General features: G+C 59.6%; 14 protein-coding genes, 1 tRNA gene and 1 pseudogene. 7 read left to right on the forward strand and 9 right to left on the reverse strand.

The features are described from left to right. Positions 1-282: 282 nt before the first annotated feature. Together QA640_RS42655 and QA640_RS42660 are read right to left on the reverse strand one after the other, a co-directional pair. Positions 283-1176, reverse strand: coding sequence for a hypothetical protein (locus tag QA640_RS42655; RefSeq protein ID WP_283038582.1), 894 nt, complete (start codon positions 1174-1176; stop codon positions 283-285). 202 nt (positions 1177-1378) lie between these two features. Continuing rightward, complete coding sequence (locus tag QA640_RS42660; RefSeq protein WP_283038583.1) at positions 1379-1672, reverse strand: hypothetical protein; 294 nt, start codon at positions 1670-1672, stop codon at positions 1379-1381. A 370-nt stretch (positions 1673-2042) separates the two neighbouring features. On the opposite strand from QA640_RS42660, the gene QA640_RS42665 reads away from it, so the two are divergent. Both QA640_RS42665 and rplV read left to right on the forward strand, forming a co-directional pair. Beyond that, positions 2043-3164 carry a hypothetical protein gene (locus tag QA640_RS42665; protein WP_283038584.1) on the forward strand — a complete coding sequence of 374 codons (1122 nt, stop codon included), beginning with the start codon at positions 2043-2045 and terminating at the stop codon, positions 3162-3164. Positions 3165-3241: 77 nt separating this feature from the next. Continuing rightward, positions 3242-3619: pseudogene (gene rplV / locus QA640_RS42670) on the forward strand (50S ribosomal protein L22); the annotation flags it as partial. Between the two features lie 841 nt (positions 3620-4460). Here rplV and QA640_RS42675 read toward each other — a convergent pair. Genes QA640_RS42675 through QA640_RS42685 form a run of 3 tightly spaced genes read right to left on the reverse strand, consistent with a single transcriptional unit; the run spans position 4461 to position 9261 of the window. After that, complete coding sequence (locus tag QA640_RS42675; protein ID WP_283038585.1) at positions 4461-7178, reverse strand: CHAT domain-containing tetratricopeptide repeat protein; 2718 nt, start codon at positions 7176-7178, stop codon at positions 4461-4463. Between the two features lie 41 nt (positions 7179-7219). Further along, complete coding sequence (locus QA640_RS42680; RefSeq protein ID WP_283038586.1) at positions 7220-8395, reverse strand: S8 family serine peptidase; 1176 nt, start codon at positions 8393-8395, stop codon at positions 7220-7222. A gap of 38 nt (positions 8396-8433) precedes the next feature. Beyond that, positions 8434-9261 (reverse strand): CHAT domain-containing protein, encoded by an 828-nt coding sequence (locus tag QA640_RS42685; RefSeq protein ID WP_283038587.1) that lies wholly within the window; start codon positions 9259-9261, stop codon positions 8434-8436. A 108-nt stretch (positions 9262-9369) separates the two neighbouring features. Between QA640_RS42685 and QA640_RS42690 the strand changes: the two genes are divergently transcribed. After that, positions 9370-10590: an IS701 family transposase gene (locus tag QA640_RS42690; RefSeq protein WP_283042818.1), complete on the forward strand. Its 1221-nt coding sequence runs from the start codon at positions 9370-9372 to the stop codon at positions 10588-10590. 149 nt (positions 10591-10739) lie between these two features. Here the strand turns inward: QA640_RS42690 and QA640_RS42695 are convergent, their stop codons facing one another. Continuing rightward, on the reverse strand, positions 10740-13349 hold the full coding sequence (locus tag QA640_RS42695) for a hypothetical protein (RefSeq protein ID WP_283038588.1): 2610 nt from the start codon (positions 13347-13349) through the stop codon (positions 10740-10742). 73 nt (positions 13350-13422) lie between these two features. Here QA640_RS42695 and QA640_RS42700 point away from each other — a divergent pair, with 73 nt between their 5' ends. Next, on the forward strand, positions 13423-13638 hold the full coding sequence (locus QA640_RS42700; RefSeq protein WP_283038589.1) for a hypothetical protein: 216 nt from the start codon (positions 13423-13425) through the stop codon (positions 13636-13638). Between the two features lie 502 nt (positions 13639-14140). Here QA640_RS42700 and QA640_RS42705 read toward each other — a convergent pair. Together QA640_RS42705 and QA640_RS42710 are read right to left on the reverse strand one after the other, a co-directional pair. Further along, a tRNA-Arg gene (locus QA640_RS42705) sits at positions 14141-14217 on the reverse strand. A 101-nt stretch (positions 14218-14318) separates the two neighbouring features. Then, positions 14319-14513, reverse strand: coding sequence for a hypothetical protein (locus tag QA640_RS42710; protein ID WP_283038590.1), 195 nt, complete (start codon positions 14511-14513; stop codon positions 14319-14321). Positions 14514-14627: 114 nt separating this feature from the next. On the opposite strand from QA640_RS42710, the gene QA640_RS42715 reads away from it, so the two are divergent. The 3 genes from QA640_RS42715 (at position 14628) to QA640_RS42725 (ending at position 16290) form a co-directional block, all read left to right on the forward strand. Continuing rightward, positions 14628-14984, forward strand: a complete 357-nt coding sequence (locus QA640_RS42715; protein ID WP_283038591.1) for a VOC family protein — start codon at positions 14628-14630, stop codon at positions 14982-14984. Between the two features lie 290 nt (positions 14985-15274). Next, positions 15275-15970 (forward strand): hypothetical protein, encoded by a 696-nt coding sequence (locus QA640_RS42720; RefSeq protein WP_283038592.1) that lies wholly within the window; start codon positions 15275-15277, stop codon positions 15968-15970. Beyond that, a complete protein-coding gene (locus QA640_RS42725) occupies positions 15967-16290 on the forward strand; it encodes a hypothetical protein (RefSeq protein ID WP_283038593.1) in 324 nt (107 codons plus the stop codon). Before QA640_RS42720 ends, QA640_RS42725 begins: the two co-directional genes overlap by 4 nt. Before the next feature lie 213 nt (positions 16291-16503). Here QA640_RS42725 and QA640_RS42730 read toward each other — a convergent pair whose 3' ends face one another. Then, positions 16504-17532, reverse strand: coding sequence for an alpha/beta hydrolase (locus QA640_RS42730; RefSeq protein WP_283038594.1), 1029 nt, complete (start codon positions 17530-17532; stop codon positions 16504-16506). Positions 17533-17673 lie beyond the last annotated feature (141 nt).

The following is a 17673-nucleotide window of genomic DNA, read 5'->3' on the forward strand; positions in this document are numbered from 1 at the left end:
GCGCAGCGTCCCGTCAAAAGTTCACTGCTAAGGCGGAAGTCCCTGAGAATACCGAGCTGGGTCGATATCTGATTCACGCTTGGTAGAAGGCGAACGTATCCCGATTAGGCCGACTTGTCGTGGAGGAGCCGGTGCCGTCGGCCTACTGATCAGGTCACGTTCACCTTTGGCGGCGGTCAACGGGGATGCCGAGCGCTCTCGATGATGAGTGAACTTTGATCGCATGCGAACGGCGCAATCGTCCCGTTCCACGCCCCTGCTTGTCCGGTCTTACCGAGCGTGTCAGGCAAGATCAATCGGCAGATCATAACGGCGCTTGTGCTCGTCCAGCACGGTTATGTGCGCCTGCCCTTTTTTGATGTGAGTATTGAAGTGCAGCCTTTGCGTGCTGCTACGTTGCCCCGAGGGAACGACGAGCGTCGATCGGCTCGATGCGCCGGGTGGTTCGATCTCGAACCTAGCGGTACTGCGCCTTTCCTTCGGAATCCAATCGGCCGGCGGAACGTGACCAGCCTCAACCTCGACATCGACGTCCAAGCCATCGCCGCGCTTCTGAACACTGCTGTTCCGAACGCAGACGAAATACGCACTCGGTATCACCGTGTGACACATGTCCGAAAGGTTGGATGGCGCCGCCAATTCCGCATTAGGCGCCGCCGCCCGCGTCGTGCATTTGATCGCAAATAACTTCCTCACGTAGCGATCAATCGGACGCGCGTGACCACGGAATCGCCACTCGTCGAAGTCGCATGTCCCCCATTGCCCCACGGATACCGAAGTCGCGACACCCTGCGCCAGAAGTGCGGCGTAGAAGGTTCTTAGCAATTTGTTCTCGCGTAGAGAAACGAGCGCTTGTCCGATCGCACTCATAAGCCAAGCCGGCGCACTTTTACGATCGATAGCGAGCAACTCCATCAACTCGGCGACATACCTTCCATCAGGAGATTCGGCCGTCGCGCCGCCCGCGGGCCGCCAACCAGCTCTTGGCCCGGTCAAAGCATGTCCACCTTCGAAAGGAGCTCCACGGCCGGACTTCGGGGAAATGGATCGGCGAGGACCGGTCAATAGCACTTCGCCGGCCAGCGCGACTTCCAGCCCGTCGAAGGCACGTAGGAAAATCGTGCTCGGAGAGAATTGAAGCGAAGCCTGTTCAGGCGCGTCGCCGACACCCGCCAAAATCCAGATATGCCGACCGTCGTGCTGCCGAGGCTGCCGCGAACCGATCCGACCAGATCTCGTTGGTCCAAAACTCATGCCGCACGAAACCCGAAAAATGATGCACAAAAACAACTAGGCTGAGCCGAGACGGTTCTTACGGCGGAAAGCTCCAATACTGGCATTTTTCGCGGGCGGATGGGGAATAACCTGAAGCTTAGGGTTACCCCTTCAGCAAGAAGTGTTCCAACGTGCGCTGCTCGATTTCCGCCAAAATCTCGAGAGCCGCGATATGCGGTGCAGTCCCGCCGTAGCCGGCGGCGTAGACCTCCACGGCGGTTAATAACGGCACCGGCAGGCTGACTACGATCTTGCCCCTGTTCGGGGGCGATTTCGGAAGAATCAGAGGACCTTGCGAGGGCCTGGCCAACCGGCGAACGAGCAGAATCCTCGTCAAACTCGAGGCCGAAAGCCCGCATTTCACAGCATATTTCTTGAAACGGTCGGCGTCGATCACGTCCAGGTATGGATATATCTTCGGCATATCCCGGATCGCGCAACGTCATATGGGGTGCCCCGCCCAGCCGATCGCACACAGTGTAGACTCTTTTGGAGTCAAGCGCAACTGCGGTTCCGGTGGACAACTCAAGACTGGGTGCCTGCGGCCGCGCCATCCCCGACCATTCTATCGCCACGCCGTCCTCGCTTTTTCCGCAGGCCGGCCCGTCTTGGCTAACCGACGTCGGCGCGGTTGCGGCGACCGCTGGCAAACGTGCGCCAGCAGCGTCGGCAGCGCGTTCGTCAGGAATAGCGGTTGATATGAAACGACGTTTAGGTAATGCTTACCGAAGATTGTACCTTCGCTTTTTGCCAGCAGACGCGTTTTCATGCCTCTCCCGCTCGTCACGATTTCTCTGCAACACCCCGCCATCGGACACATCACTGGAAGGGTCACGCACGAGGACACCAAGCGTACGCTCACGTTCGAGAGCCGTGACGTCATCACTACTCTCCACTCGTATGCGGATGCCATCCGACTCAAGGTCGAAAGATACATGGCACGGATCGGCAACCAGAACGACGAGCTAAGGGGGGCGGCCAATTTGGGCTGGCTCTTCCTTGACTCCCTGCTGGGAAAGGTATGGGACGCGGCCGGCGGACAGCCAGATCCGGCGTTCAAAGCCGAAGCGCTCGCATGGCTTTCCGCCAAGGGCGGAATGGTCGTAATCGACTCCGAATACCTTCATGCCCCGTGGAATTTCCTGCACCTCATCAAACCCGGGGCTTCCGCCAACGTCTCCGATTTCCTTGGAGCCCGACAACTTGTTCTTCAACGCGTCAATTTGAGCGGTGGACTTCCACCAGTGTGGCCGGTCCGCAGAATGTTCGCCATTCACGGTAACGACAAGCCTATGATTGCCGAAATGGATGGCATCGAAAGCCGCGCAAGCGGCAACGCAGTCGCTCTGCAGCGATTTCCAAAAGATATGAACACGGTCATCGCGCACTGCCCGACCGAGTTCGACGCATTATGGATGACGATGGATCCGAGCGTCATACACGTGGCGAGCCATCTAATTCCGCCGCTATCCGTCCACGGTCGACCGGGGCCAGATTGGAGCGCGGCGATCCAAGTGGCAAACGACGTCTGCTCCGAGAAACTGGAGGTGGGCGACGTTCTAGCGAACGTTCAGTCGAGCCGAGCGGCGATGGAGCTTGGCTTCTTCAATCTGTGCTCGTTAGGTAAAGGTACGATGCTCTTGCATGCTGGCGTGGCCGCGGCCTTCGCCGTGCGCGTCGGATGCAGCATCTTCGTGGATATGTTACTGCACAGCGATTTGGCGGAGAAATTCGCAAGCGCGTTCTACGCGGCCTATTTGACGGGCGAAGATCCGATCAAGGCCTATGGCAAGGCCAAACAGGCCGTCAGCGTCTCCGACGAAGAAACGGTGCGGGCGCTGTGCTACCGCTTCACGTTCGGCGACCACATCATGGACATGGCGGCCTGATGGACGCACGAGTCGAAGAACGCCATCGGCACAAGCACGCTTTTCAAGCAGCGGAATCGCATCACGTTCGTCGCAAAATCGCGAAAGAGAAACGCAAGTCGGTCGCTACGGTCGAAGCCAGGGCGACGGCTAGGATGCTCCGCGTGTCGCCTCAGAAGCTAAATCTAGTTGCGGCTTTGATCCGCGGCAAGTCCGCGGTGAGCGCGCTGTCGGACCTGCAGTTTGCGCGTAAACGTGTCGCAGTAGACGTCAAAAAATGTCTTCAATCGGCCATAGCGAACGCCGAGAACAATCACGATCTTGATGTAGACCGCTTGGTGGTCAGCGAGGCTCACGTCGGCCAGGGCCTCAAGATGAAGCGTTCCGCGGTGCACGGCAGAGGCCGCTCCGGCCGCGTGGATAAGCCATTCTCGCAGTTGACCGTTGTCGTACGAGAATCCGAGCCGGTCGTCGCAAAGAGGCGCCCGAGGGAGGTTTCGCGCGTGTCTATTGAACCGCCCCAGAAAAGGAAGATGTCGGTCCTCGAGGCAATTCGAGGCCTGCAGGCCTGTCTACAATCGCGCCCCGATTACGACCGGACACGCATGGAACTGGCACGCCTTGCCGATCACGCCTCTCGACCGACGAAAGATGGCAACTCGAACAGATTTGCATTGGCCGCCGCTAGGGCAGCCGTCCCGGTGCTGATCGCCGGTCCGGAACAGGAACGACGGGCATCGTTCACGTTGTTGTCGGTCGCGCTGAAGGAGTTCGCGCCGACACAGACCATCGCCGGATTTCTGCAAAGCGAACGCGTCCCGTGCGTGACGGAGATCGTGACAGATCATCCTGAATTATCGACGATCGGGCAGCGCAAACCTTTGAGGATCGTCGCCGCTCTGAGCCGGACCATACGAGTGATCGACTTAAAGCTCGAGAGGCCGACGGTGCTCGACACGTTGAATCCTTGGCCAGCCGCTCTCAAGTTTTCGATACGTGTCGGGGCTCCACGAGCCCGCATCGAGCCGCCTACGGAAAACGTAGTCGAGTTTGCGGCAGGAAAAGATCAGGCGGCAGCTTCTTTCGTCGTCATTCCGACCGAAGCCGGAGCACTTCCCGTGACCATCGATTTTCTATTGATGGGAAGCCGCTTCGCCCGCCGGACTCTCCAGTTCGTGGCAAAATGAGGCTAAATGTGCCAGCGCCTACGCGACGATCTCATTATGCCTGGACATGAGCAGTCGGCCTGGTCACACATCGAGCTCTCCCGCACTCATATCGGACGACGGGGCGGTCAAGACCCACGCTGTCGTCTCATCAAACTGGGCCGGAAAATACCCACCCGCCCCAGTTTGATTTGTCAGGCCATTTGCGGCGCGTGCGGACTTGCGCCTGTCTAAGCGCCTCGACCACTGTTTCACCAGCCTCAATAGCCGCGTACATCTGCCCAACGAGGTAGGCCGTCGCCTTGTCCGGCAGCTTCCACAGCGTCGTGACGACGGCCTCTGCCCCCGCCGCGTGAAAGGCTGCTTGAAGACCCAACACGCCTTCGCTCGCGTCGGCCGAGGCCACCCCGGAATCGCACGCCGATATGACCACGAGCTTCACACCGGTAAGATCGAGGCGCGCGATATCACGCGCCGAGAGCAATGACGGAGGCGCGCCGATAGCTCCTTCTCCAAGAACAAGTGACGTGCCGGCCAAAGGATCGCTATCGGCGGCTCGAACAGCCCTTCCGCGCGTCCCACCATGTGGGCTGCCCGGTCCCGCAACCATTCCGTGGGTTGCGATATGAACGATGCGCGGACGCCGCGCGAGCTGCCGCAGAACGGCGGCGTACTCCGCCTTCTCTTCCATGAGCACGACGGGAGACCGTCGCCCCATCAATCTCTCGACGACCGATATTTCCTCTCCGACCCAAGGCAGCGGCTCAAGATCTCGTTCCGGTCCAAACCTTGTGACTCCGATGAGCAGGGGCGAACTCGATGCCACCACCTCCTTTGGTTCGCGGTTGAGAGCATACGCGTCGCGCGGTTGCGCGATGCAGAATGCATCTGTGAGCATTCGGTCATCCCCGAGAGGTAGAGCGCCGATCGGATATCTGGACAAGCCATGATCCGGTAGCCAGATTAGCGACGCAGCGCCCTCGGAATGCCGAGTCAGGTTTCGAGCGAATTGGCCGAGTTCGTTCGAAACGCCCGTTTTGGTCTTATCGTCAACCGCCCAGCTGGAGAACGACTGTTCGAGACAGGTCGAATCTCCCAACTCGATCAATATCGTCCGTTGGCGAAATCGAACGAAGAAGAGTCTAAGACGGCGTCCTGCGAATTCGTAAGTCTCTGTCAGCGCCAATGAAACAGAGTCGGAAACCGGCCCTTGATTGCTCTCGGGTTTGCTCCGCGAACTTGCGCCAGATCGAATGGACTTCCAGATCGCCGTGGCCAGTCCACGGAATGCGAGGATAGTATCCAATAGCCGATCAAGCGCTTTTGCGGATCTACGACCGCTCTGAAGAACGAGTATGATGTACAGTTCGATGTGATGGCGCGTCGTTCTGATTTGCCCGAGTTCGAGTAGGCCATTTCGTCGGTCGACCAGCCGCGCGATCAGCGCTGCCTCTTTCCGAATGCAGGATTCAAGGACCTTCAGAGCCCGAGAGCGATCGCCGCACTGTGCTAGAGCTTCGGCTAACTCACCTTCCAACAACAGTCTCTTGGGATGGTCGCGCGGCACCTGATCGCCCATCAGCCGTATGGCTTCCTGCCGAATCGCCAAGCATCGCGGCATTTCTCCCAAGTCCCATGCTATCCGGCCGCGCACCTTGAGCGTGTCTACATTGCCGAACCAGCCTTCCCCGTAGCGCTCGGCGATAATCTGAGCTTCATCAAGCAACTGCTCGGCCACCGCGAAATTGCTGAATTGCCTCTCGACATCGGACAACAGCAGCCGGACTTCGATCCGCTCGTCTGCATCGTCATCCTTTCTCGTTTCGAGAAGATCGTAAGCACAGCGCAAGCTCTTGCGTGCAGCTCTCAATTTACCGGCCCTGCGCTGACATTCGCCCTCCATCGAATGAGCCTCAGCCTCCAACCGCGCCGAGAATTTCGCGGCAATCTTTTGCGCGCGTCGGCAATTACGTAGCGCCCGCGCTATGCGTCCGGCATCGCTGCTTTGGTCGGCGAGATGGATGAGCGCCCGCACGTAGATGGCGCTCTCCATTACTCGGGCTTTTCGGCCGAACGTGATCGCCTCGTTAAGAAGAGCCTGGGACGAAGCGGGATTTCCTCGCGTACGCTCGCTATGAGCGGCGTTTATCAGTACGGTAATCAAGTCGGAAGGCGGCGCCTCGTCGCTCTTTCGCGTGAATTCGATCGCATCGAACAGCAGCCTAGACGCTTCTTCGAAACGCCCCTCGGACAGTCGCATTACGCCGAAGTCCGAGAAAATCATACTGAGTTGAAACCAGTGCTTTGGATCAGATCGCGGACAGGCCATTTCTGCCTCGCGATAGATTCGGGCTGCCAGATCGAACTGGTGAAGATCCTGAAACGCGGTCGCCAGCGCACAAAGGGTGGAGCCGGGGGCGATCGAATTGGGTCGCACGACGAACGGCAGCGACGTCGCCACCCGCAGAAGCAGAGGAATGGCGACATTCGGCCTGTTACGTTCGATGCATTCCTTGCTGCCGGTGTTCAATGCATCGACGGATGCAGCCGCGCGCTTGAAGGCCGCCGCGCCCTCTGCCTCCATCTTGTAGTGTGCTGCCACGATCATCGCGGCGACATGGGCCTCGAGATTATGAAGTTCAGTCGACGTCGCCGTCGCGAGCGCGAGCTCCGCCGTTCCCGCATCTACTTCCGCCTTGACGCGCTCGAGCAACGTCCTCGTCTCGTCCGGCGTCCAATAAAAGCTCGATCGATGAATGAGGTCATCGAGCGTCGGACGCCTGGAGACCGTGCGCGCCGAACGAGCGATCCGAACGATGGCAGCTCGCGTCGGTAATCGGAGGGGCCGAAGATCAATTTCAACGGCCACGATAATAGCTCTTCTCGGATTCAATCATCCTCGAAGCGGCCTCATTCCGGAGCCAACGCGAAGCCTCTCTCGGAGTCGTCGGGATCGAAGTCCGCCACGGAAGTGGGATCGGCGGACGTCAGAAGCTTTTCTCCGACAGATTCGGCATTTGGTCGGACTTTTGACAAAGCGATCTTCTGCCACCAGAGCGCGGCCAGACCGGCGACATGGGGGCACGCCATGCTCGTTCCGCTCATGACCGCGAATCCATTTTTCTTTCCTGCCGACAGAACATCCTGGCCAGGTGCGCAGATCTTAGCGCGGCCATTGGAGAAGTCAGCGATCTCGAATTTGCCTCCAGCGTCACGTACGGCAGCGACCGAGATAACTCTCGACGCTGCCGAAGGCAGTGACGCCGATATTCGAAACCGAGGGTCCTTCTGCCTTTGACTTTCGTTGCCAGCCGCAGCGATCACCATAGGACCCCGCCCGAATGATTTCCCCGCGTCAATCATCCCCATCATGGAGTCGAACATCCTTAGGTTATCTTTGAAGTGCTCGAGCCCGATCGAGACGGCAAGTTCCTTCGGGTAGCCTTGTTGTTCGAGGCGGTCCACCATGCCGGGAAAATCGAAACCGAGTGACATCGAGACAATGTTGACGCCTTTGTCCGCCGCCCAGTTGAGCGCCCTAAAGATAGATAGGGAGTCGCCGCTCCCGTCGTTCTTGAAGACTTTCGCTATGAAAGCCTTGCTGATGTTTCGAGCAATCCCGATGCGAGTACCTCCGGAGTCTTTGCCGAATATGGTGCCCGCACAATGCGTCCCATGTCCATCATCGTCGCCGTTCCCGGATCCGCCGAAATCCTCCTCTTCGATATCCACGCCAAAGAACGAAGGATGATTCCTATCGATTCCGGTGTCGAGGATCGCGACGGTGACACCGGCCCCGTCGAGCTTCGAGCGGTCGGCGCGGACAGCCGAGATTCCCCAAGCGGTCGGCAAAACGTCGTTCACACTCAACTGCCGCTTCTCGATCGGGCTTATCAGAGCCGTCGGCATGATGAGACCACAATCCTCGACGTTCGGGTCATTTTCGATGTCCGATACGTTCTTCTTGGAAAGATCGGCTTCATAGATCCGGATGCTGGCACCATCCGTTCGTGGACCCGCGCTCGGCGACGCTCCGCCGGAACGCAGCCGCTTCGGGGCTTCGAGGATCGCATATCTTCGCAGCATGTTCAGAACCCTATGATTTCGGTTTTTCTAGCCATTTTCTATTCTAGGACGAGGCGCCTGGTCGGATCCCCGTAGAACACGTAGGATGACCACGTTTGCGTAGCGCGTGGACCCATTTCCTTCAGGTGAAGTCTCGCCAAACGGAGCGCTTCCGCGAACGGAACGCCTTCGAGACGATTTCGGCGCACGATCCGCCACCAGAGATCGTAGGAAGGAGGAAAAAGGCGCGCATAGAATGCCGATGCGAAGCCGGCAGCGAAGTCGTCCCCGATCGGCCACTGCGCTCCAATGAAATAGGTCGCGTTAGTGACGAAGGCGGAAGCGAAGCCATAGACCTGCGCGCCGCGCTCCCATGTGGCCTCTCGCGAGGTGCCGCACCCGTTGATGAAAGCTAGAACCAGGTTGTGCGGCTTCGCTTTGAGGGCTGCCGCGACTTCCTCGGCAGTGATCCGGTCATCCAGGATGGGCAGGTAGCTCGCTTCGGCCGCGTCCGGCAGAAACTCGGCATGCCCCGCATAGTGAAAGAAATGTGAGCAGCAAATCGCTTCGAGCACCTCTTCTTTCGTCGCCTCCGGACGAACTAACACGACCTCCGCCCCCCAAGATCGCGCCGCATCGGCGACCGCCTTCGCTTCGACCGACGCGTTCGGGAGATCGGTTTCGATCTGTTCTCCAACCATCTCGCGGAGGCGAGGTGCGAAAACTGCGACTCTAAGTCTGGACGATCGAGGTGGCTTTGCCTGAACAAGAACGTCCGCCGAGACCGTTCTTCCTATCGCGTACTTGAGCTGCATAAGGCTGCCTGCACCGTCGTCGGCCAACTCCAAAGGGAACCAAAGTAACGTTTTCGATAGATCCACACTCATCGCTCCGTTTCCGGGTTGGCTCGTGACGAAGCGGAGATTTTGAGGAAGCGCCTCGTCGCCTAGCATTACAGTTGCTATTTTCGGTGAGTTCTGAATCCATGGGTGACCATGATTCGGGATCTGATGATTGGTGGTGCGTCGGTTGAAGATACGCTGACGCTATGGGCTTCCTCGGTGCGAGATGCCAAGCAACGCATCCGTCCGCTGTTTACGCAGGAGCGGGTCGCGGCCTCGGCGTGGCAGTTTCTCGACGGACTGTTGGGCAACGAACCGCGCAAGACGGGTTGGATGCGGGCGGAGGCGGCTGGCGATCCAGGCCCGTGGCGCCAGCAGGCGATTCTGGGCCGAGGGCATTGGGACGCCGACGCGCTGCGCGACATTGTGCGCGAGTACGCGCTGGAATCGCTTGGCGATGAGGACGCGGTCCTGGTCATCGATGAGACCGGCTTTTTGAAACAGGGCAAGGCCTCGTGCGGGGTCGCGCGCCAGTACACTGGCTCGGCGGGCAAGATCACCAATTGCCAGATCGGAGTGTTCGCCTCCTATGTGTCGCGGCATGGCCATGCCTTCGTCGACCGGGCGCTCTACCTGCCAAAGGAATGGACGGACGACCCCGCTCGCCTGAAGGCAGCGCATGTCCCGAGCGGTGTGGGCTTTGCGACGAAGCCCAAGATCGCGCGTCGAATGATCGCTCGCGCGACCGCCGCAAAGGTGCCGTTCTCGTTCGTGGCGGCGGATTGCGTGTATGGCACGGGCGAGATCGAAACCCTGCTGCGCAAGGCGGGCAAAGGCTATGTTCTGGGTGTTGCGTCCAATCATGTGTTCCGTTCCTGGGGCAAGCAGCAGCCTGTCGCCGGCACCGCCGCCGCGATCGCGCAGAGTCTTCCCAAGAAGGCCTGGCACCACCTGTCGTCCGGCGAAGGGACCAAAGGTCCGCGCTGGCACGACTGGGCCTATCTCGAGTTGGCCGATCTCGAAGCCAGTGAATACAACGACGACCTTGCCGGGGAATGGACGCGGGGTCTTCTGATCCGCCGCAACATTGCCGACGGCAGCTTGGCCTTCTTCTCCACATGGTGCCCCAAGGGCACCTCCATCCAGAAGCTGGTGTCGGTGGAAGGCCATCGCTGGGCCATCGAGGACAGCTTCGAAACTGCCAAGAACGAGTTCGGTCTTGATCACAACGAAACTCGCTCCTGGCATGGCTGGCATCGCCATGTCTCACTCGTCATGCTTGCCTTTGCCATGATGGCCGTCATCCGTCATCGGGCCAACGCTGAGCCAGCACTCAAAAAAACACGACGCCGGCGCACCAAACATCGTTCCTGATCCGCTGGTCGATCCAGGAAATCCGTCGCATCGCTATCAAGCTCGCTCAACGGCGCATCTCGATCGACCGTGTTCTCGCATGGTCGCTTTGGCGGCGAGCTCACCAGGCCGACGCTCGCCGCGCTCACCTCAGACGAAAAATGCAACTGTCATGCTAGAATGGGGGCGACGCGATCGATGACTGAGCAGAATTCTTCGCGGGAAGCCCGAAGCTTTCCCTCCGCCATGCTTACCAAGTGCGGAAGCACCTCTTTCGGTGTTCCGTCGAGTTGCGACGACGGCAAGTCGGCCTTGAATTGGACAGGTGTTATTTCAGATGGAGCTTTCAATGCGAAGCGGACCAGATCATCGCCGATGTCAGCAATCTCAACGGCGTACCGAATATCCGATCTGTCCGTCGACCACTTGAGACCGCCGACCCTTCGCAGTACAAAACCGGTCGGACCTCGCCGCGTCAGCAACAAACCAGCCAGCCCGATTGCCAGAAGTATCGTAGCGCCGAGCTCAATTGGGTTTCGGAAGAACGGCAACCGCACATCGAAATCGGACGTTGCCGGAGATCCGATATTGAGAAAGCCGTCCGTGACGATCGTGGTGACGCGATAGTGCGTCCAGTCGAAGAGATTAGACAAGTCCAATCGATTCTCCGGACCCTGGAGGTGGTCGGGCGCGTTCGCGATCGGCGGATCGTAGGCGAGGTTCGTCGTATTGGTCGAGGGATTCCCGACAAGTCCTGGGACCGCAATTCTATAAGTCACTGCGTTCGTCTTAATAATCGTGGCGGCGGGCGTTCGATCGAGTGTAGTTGTTGGCGACGCCGTGGGCAGATCGATCAAGGACACTCGCGAGTCCGACGCCTCCCAGAAGGACCGGCCAGTCGACGGAACTATGCCGTCGATTGGAAGGGCAAGCCTTGGATCGATCTCCCTGAGGTTTCGCCAACCACCTTCCGTGGACGTGCCCTCCCAACGAAAGAGCCCAGAATCGCTTGCCGCGAGAACGCCGAGCGTAGGATGAACGGCAAACTGACGGATGATGTACGGCTCTTCTTGCAGATTCGAGGCGCCGCGCCGGACAACTGAATAACCTTTTCCATCTCTCTTCAGAAGCACGGTTCCGCCCCAGCCACCGGAAGCCAAGGCATCCACACCCTTGATTGCGGAGGTGAAAGCAACGGCTCCGAACAGGTGCTTCTTTGCGAATGGGGCGAAATCGAACGGCCCGATTTCCTTCGGGCCATCAGCTACGACGACGATGCTTTGCATGCCTACGGCCAACAACGAACCAGCATCGTCGAAGGCCACCGCACTTATAGCCGCACCTCCGTCCTGTTCGATCGCTTCGGCCGATTTCTTCCAAGTGCCATCGGTCAGACAGAGCGCGACCGGCGCCCAAGATAGGCCGACGCAGGCTTTACCGCCGGCAGCAATCGTCAGAGATGAAGGAACTACTTGGCCCTTGAACGGTACGGGATAGTCCGCGACCCGATCAAATTTCTCTCCAGAGGCGGCGAACAAGCCAGCGGCGGTGAGCACCCAAAGTCTACCCTCCGGAGAAGTCGCCAAGAGCGCTCCATGATAGTAGCTCGAACTGGGCGCTTCCTTTGAGACAGGGACCTCGAGCTTTGTCGCCCCGAACGCCCGATTTAGCCGCCACACCTCATCGTTCTGAAGGCCAACGATCAGTCCGCCGTTCGCATCCGGCAGCATCGACGATACTTGGCTGCCGAAATCCCGGTCGCGCGAAACGTCGAAGTAACGCCAAAGTCCCAAAGCGGAGCCGATCCAGACGTTGGAATGATCGTCGTCGACGACGGAAGTCGCGGTAAGCGGACCGCTCCGCTCCGGTGTCCAGCGCTTCCAGTCACTACGGTCATGTCGGTACACGCTGTCGGTGGACAGCCAAACGGTGCCGTCCCGTTGCATGTACGTGGCGCTGCAATTGCCGTCCGCGAGCGGTGTCGTCGACGGCCTGTCGTCGAGCCGCACCGCGACGCAATTCGCGTCAGTCCCGATGAAGATCGCTCCGGCGGAATACGAAACATTGCGCACGAAGTTGCTGCCCGATGGCAACTTGATCGGCGGCAACGGCGTCGCTTTGCCCGAGAGCGTATCGATCATCGATATCGAGCCCGATTCTGACGTCGCGATAAGTCTCTCTCCCGCAAAGCCCAGAAAAGAGGCGGTCGTTTGCACAACAACGAGATGGTCGGGGATGGCCTGCTTGAGTTTGGCGAGCGCTTCCGTCTGTTGGAGGCCAAACCTATTGGATGCGACATAGATCGAACCTTGGTTACCCCTTGCGAACGCCCAGTCGCCCGTTGGACAGGCCGATCCAGGGCAGGCTCCGAATATGTTTGCAATCGTTTCGTCCTTCCACAGCCAGACGCTATCGTTGGACGATCCGACCAGAACCGAGCCGTCCTGCGTCTCGACCATGGAATTTACCCGAATGGACTGCTGCGCTTCGACTCTCTCGAATTTCGGAGTTCTTGCGGCGATCCCGTCGTAGGAAGCCACGCCCCCGTTCGTCCCGACCCAGATTCGATTCTGGGCCTTGGACACCAGGATGTGCCTTACGTCGCGATCGGGCAGAGGGACCGGAATGAATTGCCAATTTCCGGTGAGCTCGGAGAAAGGGACGTTCTTCGGTAGCGGGTCTGGAAGCGTCTGGCTTGCCGCGGGAGCTACTCCAAAGCCCAACACCAATGCCAGACCGACCGCGATCGACAACGATATCAAAACGAGGCGTTCGCACATGTCGCAGTCTCGACAACTCCAACGCATCTGCAATCACTGTTAGAAATCACCGGCAAAAATGCAAGATAGCTGAGTGACGAAGAACGTCGAGATAGAAATGAAGCTCGGTCGAACCGGCAGACGTGAAATCGTGAATGCCTTCCATGCGAGCATGTTGTGCACGAGCGAAATCAAACCTCATCAGTGTTTCGGGGAGAAAACGGCGGATCGCATTGTCTATCGGTTTGGCTTGCCCGAAAAAGCCAACGGCGCCCGCAAGGGGCGCCGGTTGAATGCTTTAGCCTACTGAGAGTTGGAAGCAGAAACTCCAACGTTCCGGACTCTTCTCGACAGCGAGCATCACTTTCACTCGTTGCAATAAATACAACATAGATAAGTACTCCAAATGAACAGCGGGGCGTCCGCTTCCGCTAGGGTAGCCTATCGTCCCTAGTCACACAGTCGGATGTGCTGCTGCTTTCGCTGCCATTCGGACGTTCCACTTTTGCGAGCATTTTGTCGATCTTATGTCCAAAGATGGCGGCCTCAAGCGCCTACGTCGCCTACTCGCTTCGGCTACTCCTAGCGGCCCCTTTTGAACGATTCAGCCCTGTACGAAGGCTGAACAACCACCGATCTTCGTGTTGCATCCGTGTTGCATGGAGCCGATGCGACCCTGCGTAACCCCTTGTAACTCCACGTACTGTACGGAGCATACGGAGTCGGCCCCAAGAGGCCGAAATCGATGGCGGAACGAAGCGCGCACATCGAGGAAGTACCGGTGTTTATTGGGTTTCTTGCATCGGAAGGACTGGCGATCCCGGCATGACTCGAACATGCGACCTACGGTTTAGGAAACCGCCGCTCTATCCGGCTGAGCTACGGGACCGCGGAACCTGCAAGGGGTGCAGGCACCTATGGTCTCCATAGCAGAGCGGGTCGCAAATCGCCAGCGTTGCGATGCGCCGGAAGGGCGGCAATCCGGTGGTCTCAGTCATGCTCCTCGAGCTGGGCCGCCGTGCCGTGAACCGGGCAATTCGCGTCGGGCGCGACCAGCATCCCGGATGGCTCCAGCTCGTCCGTCTTGGAGTCATGGGAGATCACGGCGCAGGTGCAGCCGAGCTCGATCGCCTCCGTCGTTCCGGGTTTTGGCAGCGCGCCATCCGGCGTTGCAGGTATTCGCATCAGGACCTCCCGCCTGTTGGATGTCCGCATCTCCACGCAGAGAAACATTGGCCATCGTCAATCGTTTCATCTGCGCTCTAATATCGCTCGGTCCAGTCCACGGGGGAGCGCACCTTGATCGAGAGCATCAGCGCCATCACACTCGCCACCCACGACATGGCACGTGCCGTCGGGTTTTACCGTTCGCTGGGTTTTGAGGTTCTGCACGGCGGCGAGGCGGAAACGTTCACGAGCCTCCGCGCCGGTCCCGGCTATCTCAACCTGATTGCCCAGCCGGCGGACAAGCACTGGTCCTGGTGGGGCCGCGTCATCTTCTACGTCGCCGACGTCGATGCCATTCATCAGCGGGCGCTCGCGGCCGGATGGCAGCCCTCGACCACGCCACGCGATGCCGAATGGGGCGAGCGCTACTTCCATCTCACCGACCCCGACGGCCACGAACTCAGCTTTGCGCGGCCGTTGCAGCGTTAATCATATCGCTGAAGTGTTGAGGAGACTACCGACGAAGCGGAGCAAATGCCATTTCGATGTCGGTAGAATGCAGGCGCGAGCGTGTCGAAGCGCCCTTACCCAGGCACATCCGGGCCATCGCAGCAACAAAATTGCAGAAGCGAAATCGATACAATCTAACAATGTACTGCCGGAAGATCGCGACCGCCCCCTTTTCTGCGATCGCCGCGACGCACGGGACAACCTCGGGCGGGGCTTGACTGCAAATCCAAGATTATGGACGATCAACCTAAGCTAGTAGGGGGAAGGCAATGTGTACTAGTTGCACACGGCGCGCGCTTGTCGCCGGGCTTGGAGCTTCATTCGTCGTCGGACGATCATATGCCCAGGACGCACCGACGATCTGCTCGTTGGCGCCCGCGGCGTTGCAGAATTTCACGACGCATGCGACCTCGGGCAATACGCAGATCGACCACGCGATGATTGCCGAGCTCCGGAAGATCCTGAACGTCCTTCCGATCAGCCCTGGCTTCAAGTTCATCGACGATCCGAGCCCGAACGCCTATGCAGTGCCGGACAGCGTCGTTCCAGACACGCAGGGGACCGTCTACATCGGATTGAACCTCATCAACCGCGAGTTCAGTAACTCCGATTGGGGCGGCGTCGCGGTGGCTGGCATCTGCGCTCACGAATGCGGCCACATCTACCAATTCTTCAACGGCTACACGCAGTTGCTTTCGGGAGCGACCGCGCAGCTCGTCGAGCTTCATGCCGACTATATCGCCGGCTTCTATCTCGGCCGCGACCATTCGCATTCGCGGGAGCACGTCCAGACCTTTGCTCAGAGCCTATTCTCGAAGGGAGATTACAATTTCAACAATCCCCAGCATCACGGCACGCCTCAACAGCGGGTCCAGGCCATGACGGCCGGATATGACGCCGGCACTTCGGCAACGGATATTCCCACAGCGATCCGCCAGGGCGCCGACCACGTGAGGCGGCTATGAAGAGACTGTATCTGGCGGCCATCGCAATCGCGCTCGCGCAGCAGGCCGGAGCCCAGCCGGTCCAGATGGTGTGTCAGACGCCGCAATTCTGGTGCGGCTTCATCGCCCCCTATGTCGCTCCCAACGGCTACCCCTGCTACTGCAACACGCCAGCGGGTCAGGTATCAGGGTTCTCGGTCAATCCGAACGGGCAGGCGCCACAGCAGGTCCCTTTCCCACAAACCCCGGTCCCGCAACCGCCGCAGAACACCGGCCGCACCCCAACCAACGACGAGTGCTTCCGCGGCCTCGGCAATTGCCCCGGCGCGTTCAGCAACTGACCTGGAACGATCGGTCCTCCTTCACCACGCCGCGCGCTCGTCGCGCAACATGGTGCGACGGACCTCGCCAGAATCGTCGCGCGGCGGCGCGCTGACGAACTCAAAGCTCTCGGGATGCTCGTAGCGGTGAGCCTGTCCTTCAAGAAATTCGTCATCGTGGGCTCACGGGACGACGTGTAACAGCCAGAGCCGAGCCTTCAAAGCATCTGCAGCTCACCGGTCCGCGGTGCAGCCCGGCAGATCGAAGAGCGCTGCGAGCCCGCATTTCGAGGTCAGCATCTTGTCGCCGTCGTGGCCGACGCCGGCGACGTCGAAGAGCTTGTGATTGGGCGTGCCGTGGTCGCGCTTGGCCATCGCGTCCGCATAGGCGTGGCCGCGGGCGTAGCGATAGGGTCCTTGCGCGCGCGCCATGCAGCTCTTGTCCAGCGCCGGATGCTCGGGATTGGTGTCGAGCGTGCCGAGCAGATAAATCACCTCGCGCTCGGCATAGCGCTGTTCGAGTGCTGCGGGCGTCGGGTCCGCCAGGTAAGGCGGGCGTCCCTCCATGCCGTATTTCCAGTTGTTGTAGTCGGGGCAGGAGGCGACGATCGACGGCTCGGGCCGCTCGCTGCTGAAATACGCATAGGATGACGGGTTAGCGACGACATAGCGCACCTCGATGTGCTGCCGCGCCAGACTAGCCTCGCCCCTGCCCGCGATGGCATAACGCTGCGCGACCTGGCCGCCGCCGGAATGGCCGGCGACCACGACGTGCTTGAGATTCGGAAAGATGCGCCGGTCGCCAAGCTTGGCGAGGATCGCATCGAGTGCCTCGAACGAGGAGGCCGGGTTCGGCGCGAGCGCGGCCTCGCCGCCCTCCCATCCCTCCAGCGACCAGCGCAACGTCTCGTCGGGCAGCTTGTATGCGTCGACGTCGATCTGCGCCAGAAACTGCGGAACGATCATGATGGTGGCCCGGCCCTCTTCGCCGGCTGCCGCCTGTGCCGTCCGCGCCGACTTGTAGTAGACATCCGCATTGCGCAAGCGCCCGTGCAGCACGATGACGGCCCGGGTGATCGACGGCAGCGGCAGCGCCCAATCGCTCGAGAGATAAAGTGGCAGGAGACCCTGATCGCCGACCGCAATGCGGGCATCGGCGACCGCCTTCACCGGCGCGCGGTTGGGTGCGTCCTCATCGGCGGCATTCGCGTGGCACGACAGCAGCGCCAACGCGATCGTTGCGACATATGTCTGCCATCTCATGGCCAAGAATCCTCTTCATGCGAAAACTTTGCAAACTCTATGCGCATCGCGTGCTCTGCCGCTGTGACCTGCCGGCCACGTCAAGCAAAAAATGTCAGCAATCCTGCCATGAAAATGCCAGGTTCCACGGGTGACAAGTGG

This window comes from Bradyrhizobium sp. CB82 (genome assembly GCF_029714405.1).
In the GTDB taxonomy this organism is placed as follows: Bacteria; Pseudomonadota; Alphaproteobacteria; order Rhizobiales; family Xanthobacteraceae; genus Bradyrhizobium.

Bases quoted from the DNA above. Each gene is read 5' to 3' on its own strand.
- QA640_RS42665 (WP_283038584.1), top strand. From the start codon at position 2,043: ATGCCTCTCCCGCTCGTCACGATTTCTCTGCAACACCCCGCCATCGGA.
- QA640_RS42680 (WP_283038586.1), bottom strand. From the start codon at position 8,395: ATGCTGCGAAGATATGCGATCCTCGAAGCCCCGAAGCGGCTGCGTTCC.
- QA640_RS42685 (WP_283038587.1), bottom strand. From the start codon at position 9,261: ATGAGTGTGGATCTATCGAAAACGTTACTTTGGTTCCCTTTGGAGTTG.
- QA640_RS42690 (WP_283042818.1), top strand. From the start codon at position 9,370: ATGATTCGGGATCTGATGATTGGTGGTGCGTCGGTTGAAGATACGCTG.
- QA640_RS42695 (WP_283038588.1), bottom strand. From the start codon at position 13,349: ATGTGCGAACGCCTCGTTTTGATATCGTTGTCGATCGCGGTCGGTCTG.
- QA640_RS42710 (WP_283038590.1), bottom strand. From the start codon at position 14,513: ATGCGAATACCTGCAACGCCGGATGGCGCGCTGCCAAAACCCGGAACG.
- QA640_RS42720 (WP_283038592.1), top strand. From the start codon at position 15,275: ATGTGTACTAGTTGCACACGGCGCGCGCTTGTCGCCGGGCTTGGAGCT.
- QA640_RS42725 (WP_283038593.1), top strand. From the start codon at position 15,967: ATGAAGAGACTGTATCTGGCGGCCATCGCAATCGCGCTCGCGCAGCAG.
- QA640_RS42730 (WP_283038594.1), bottom strand. From the start codon at position 17,532: ATGAGATGGCAGACATATGTCGCAACGATCGCGTTGGCGCTGCTGTCG.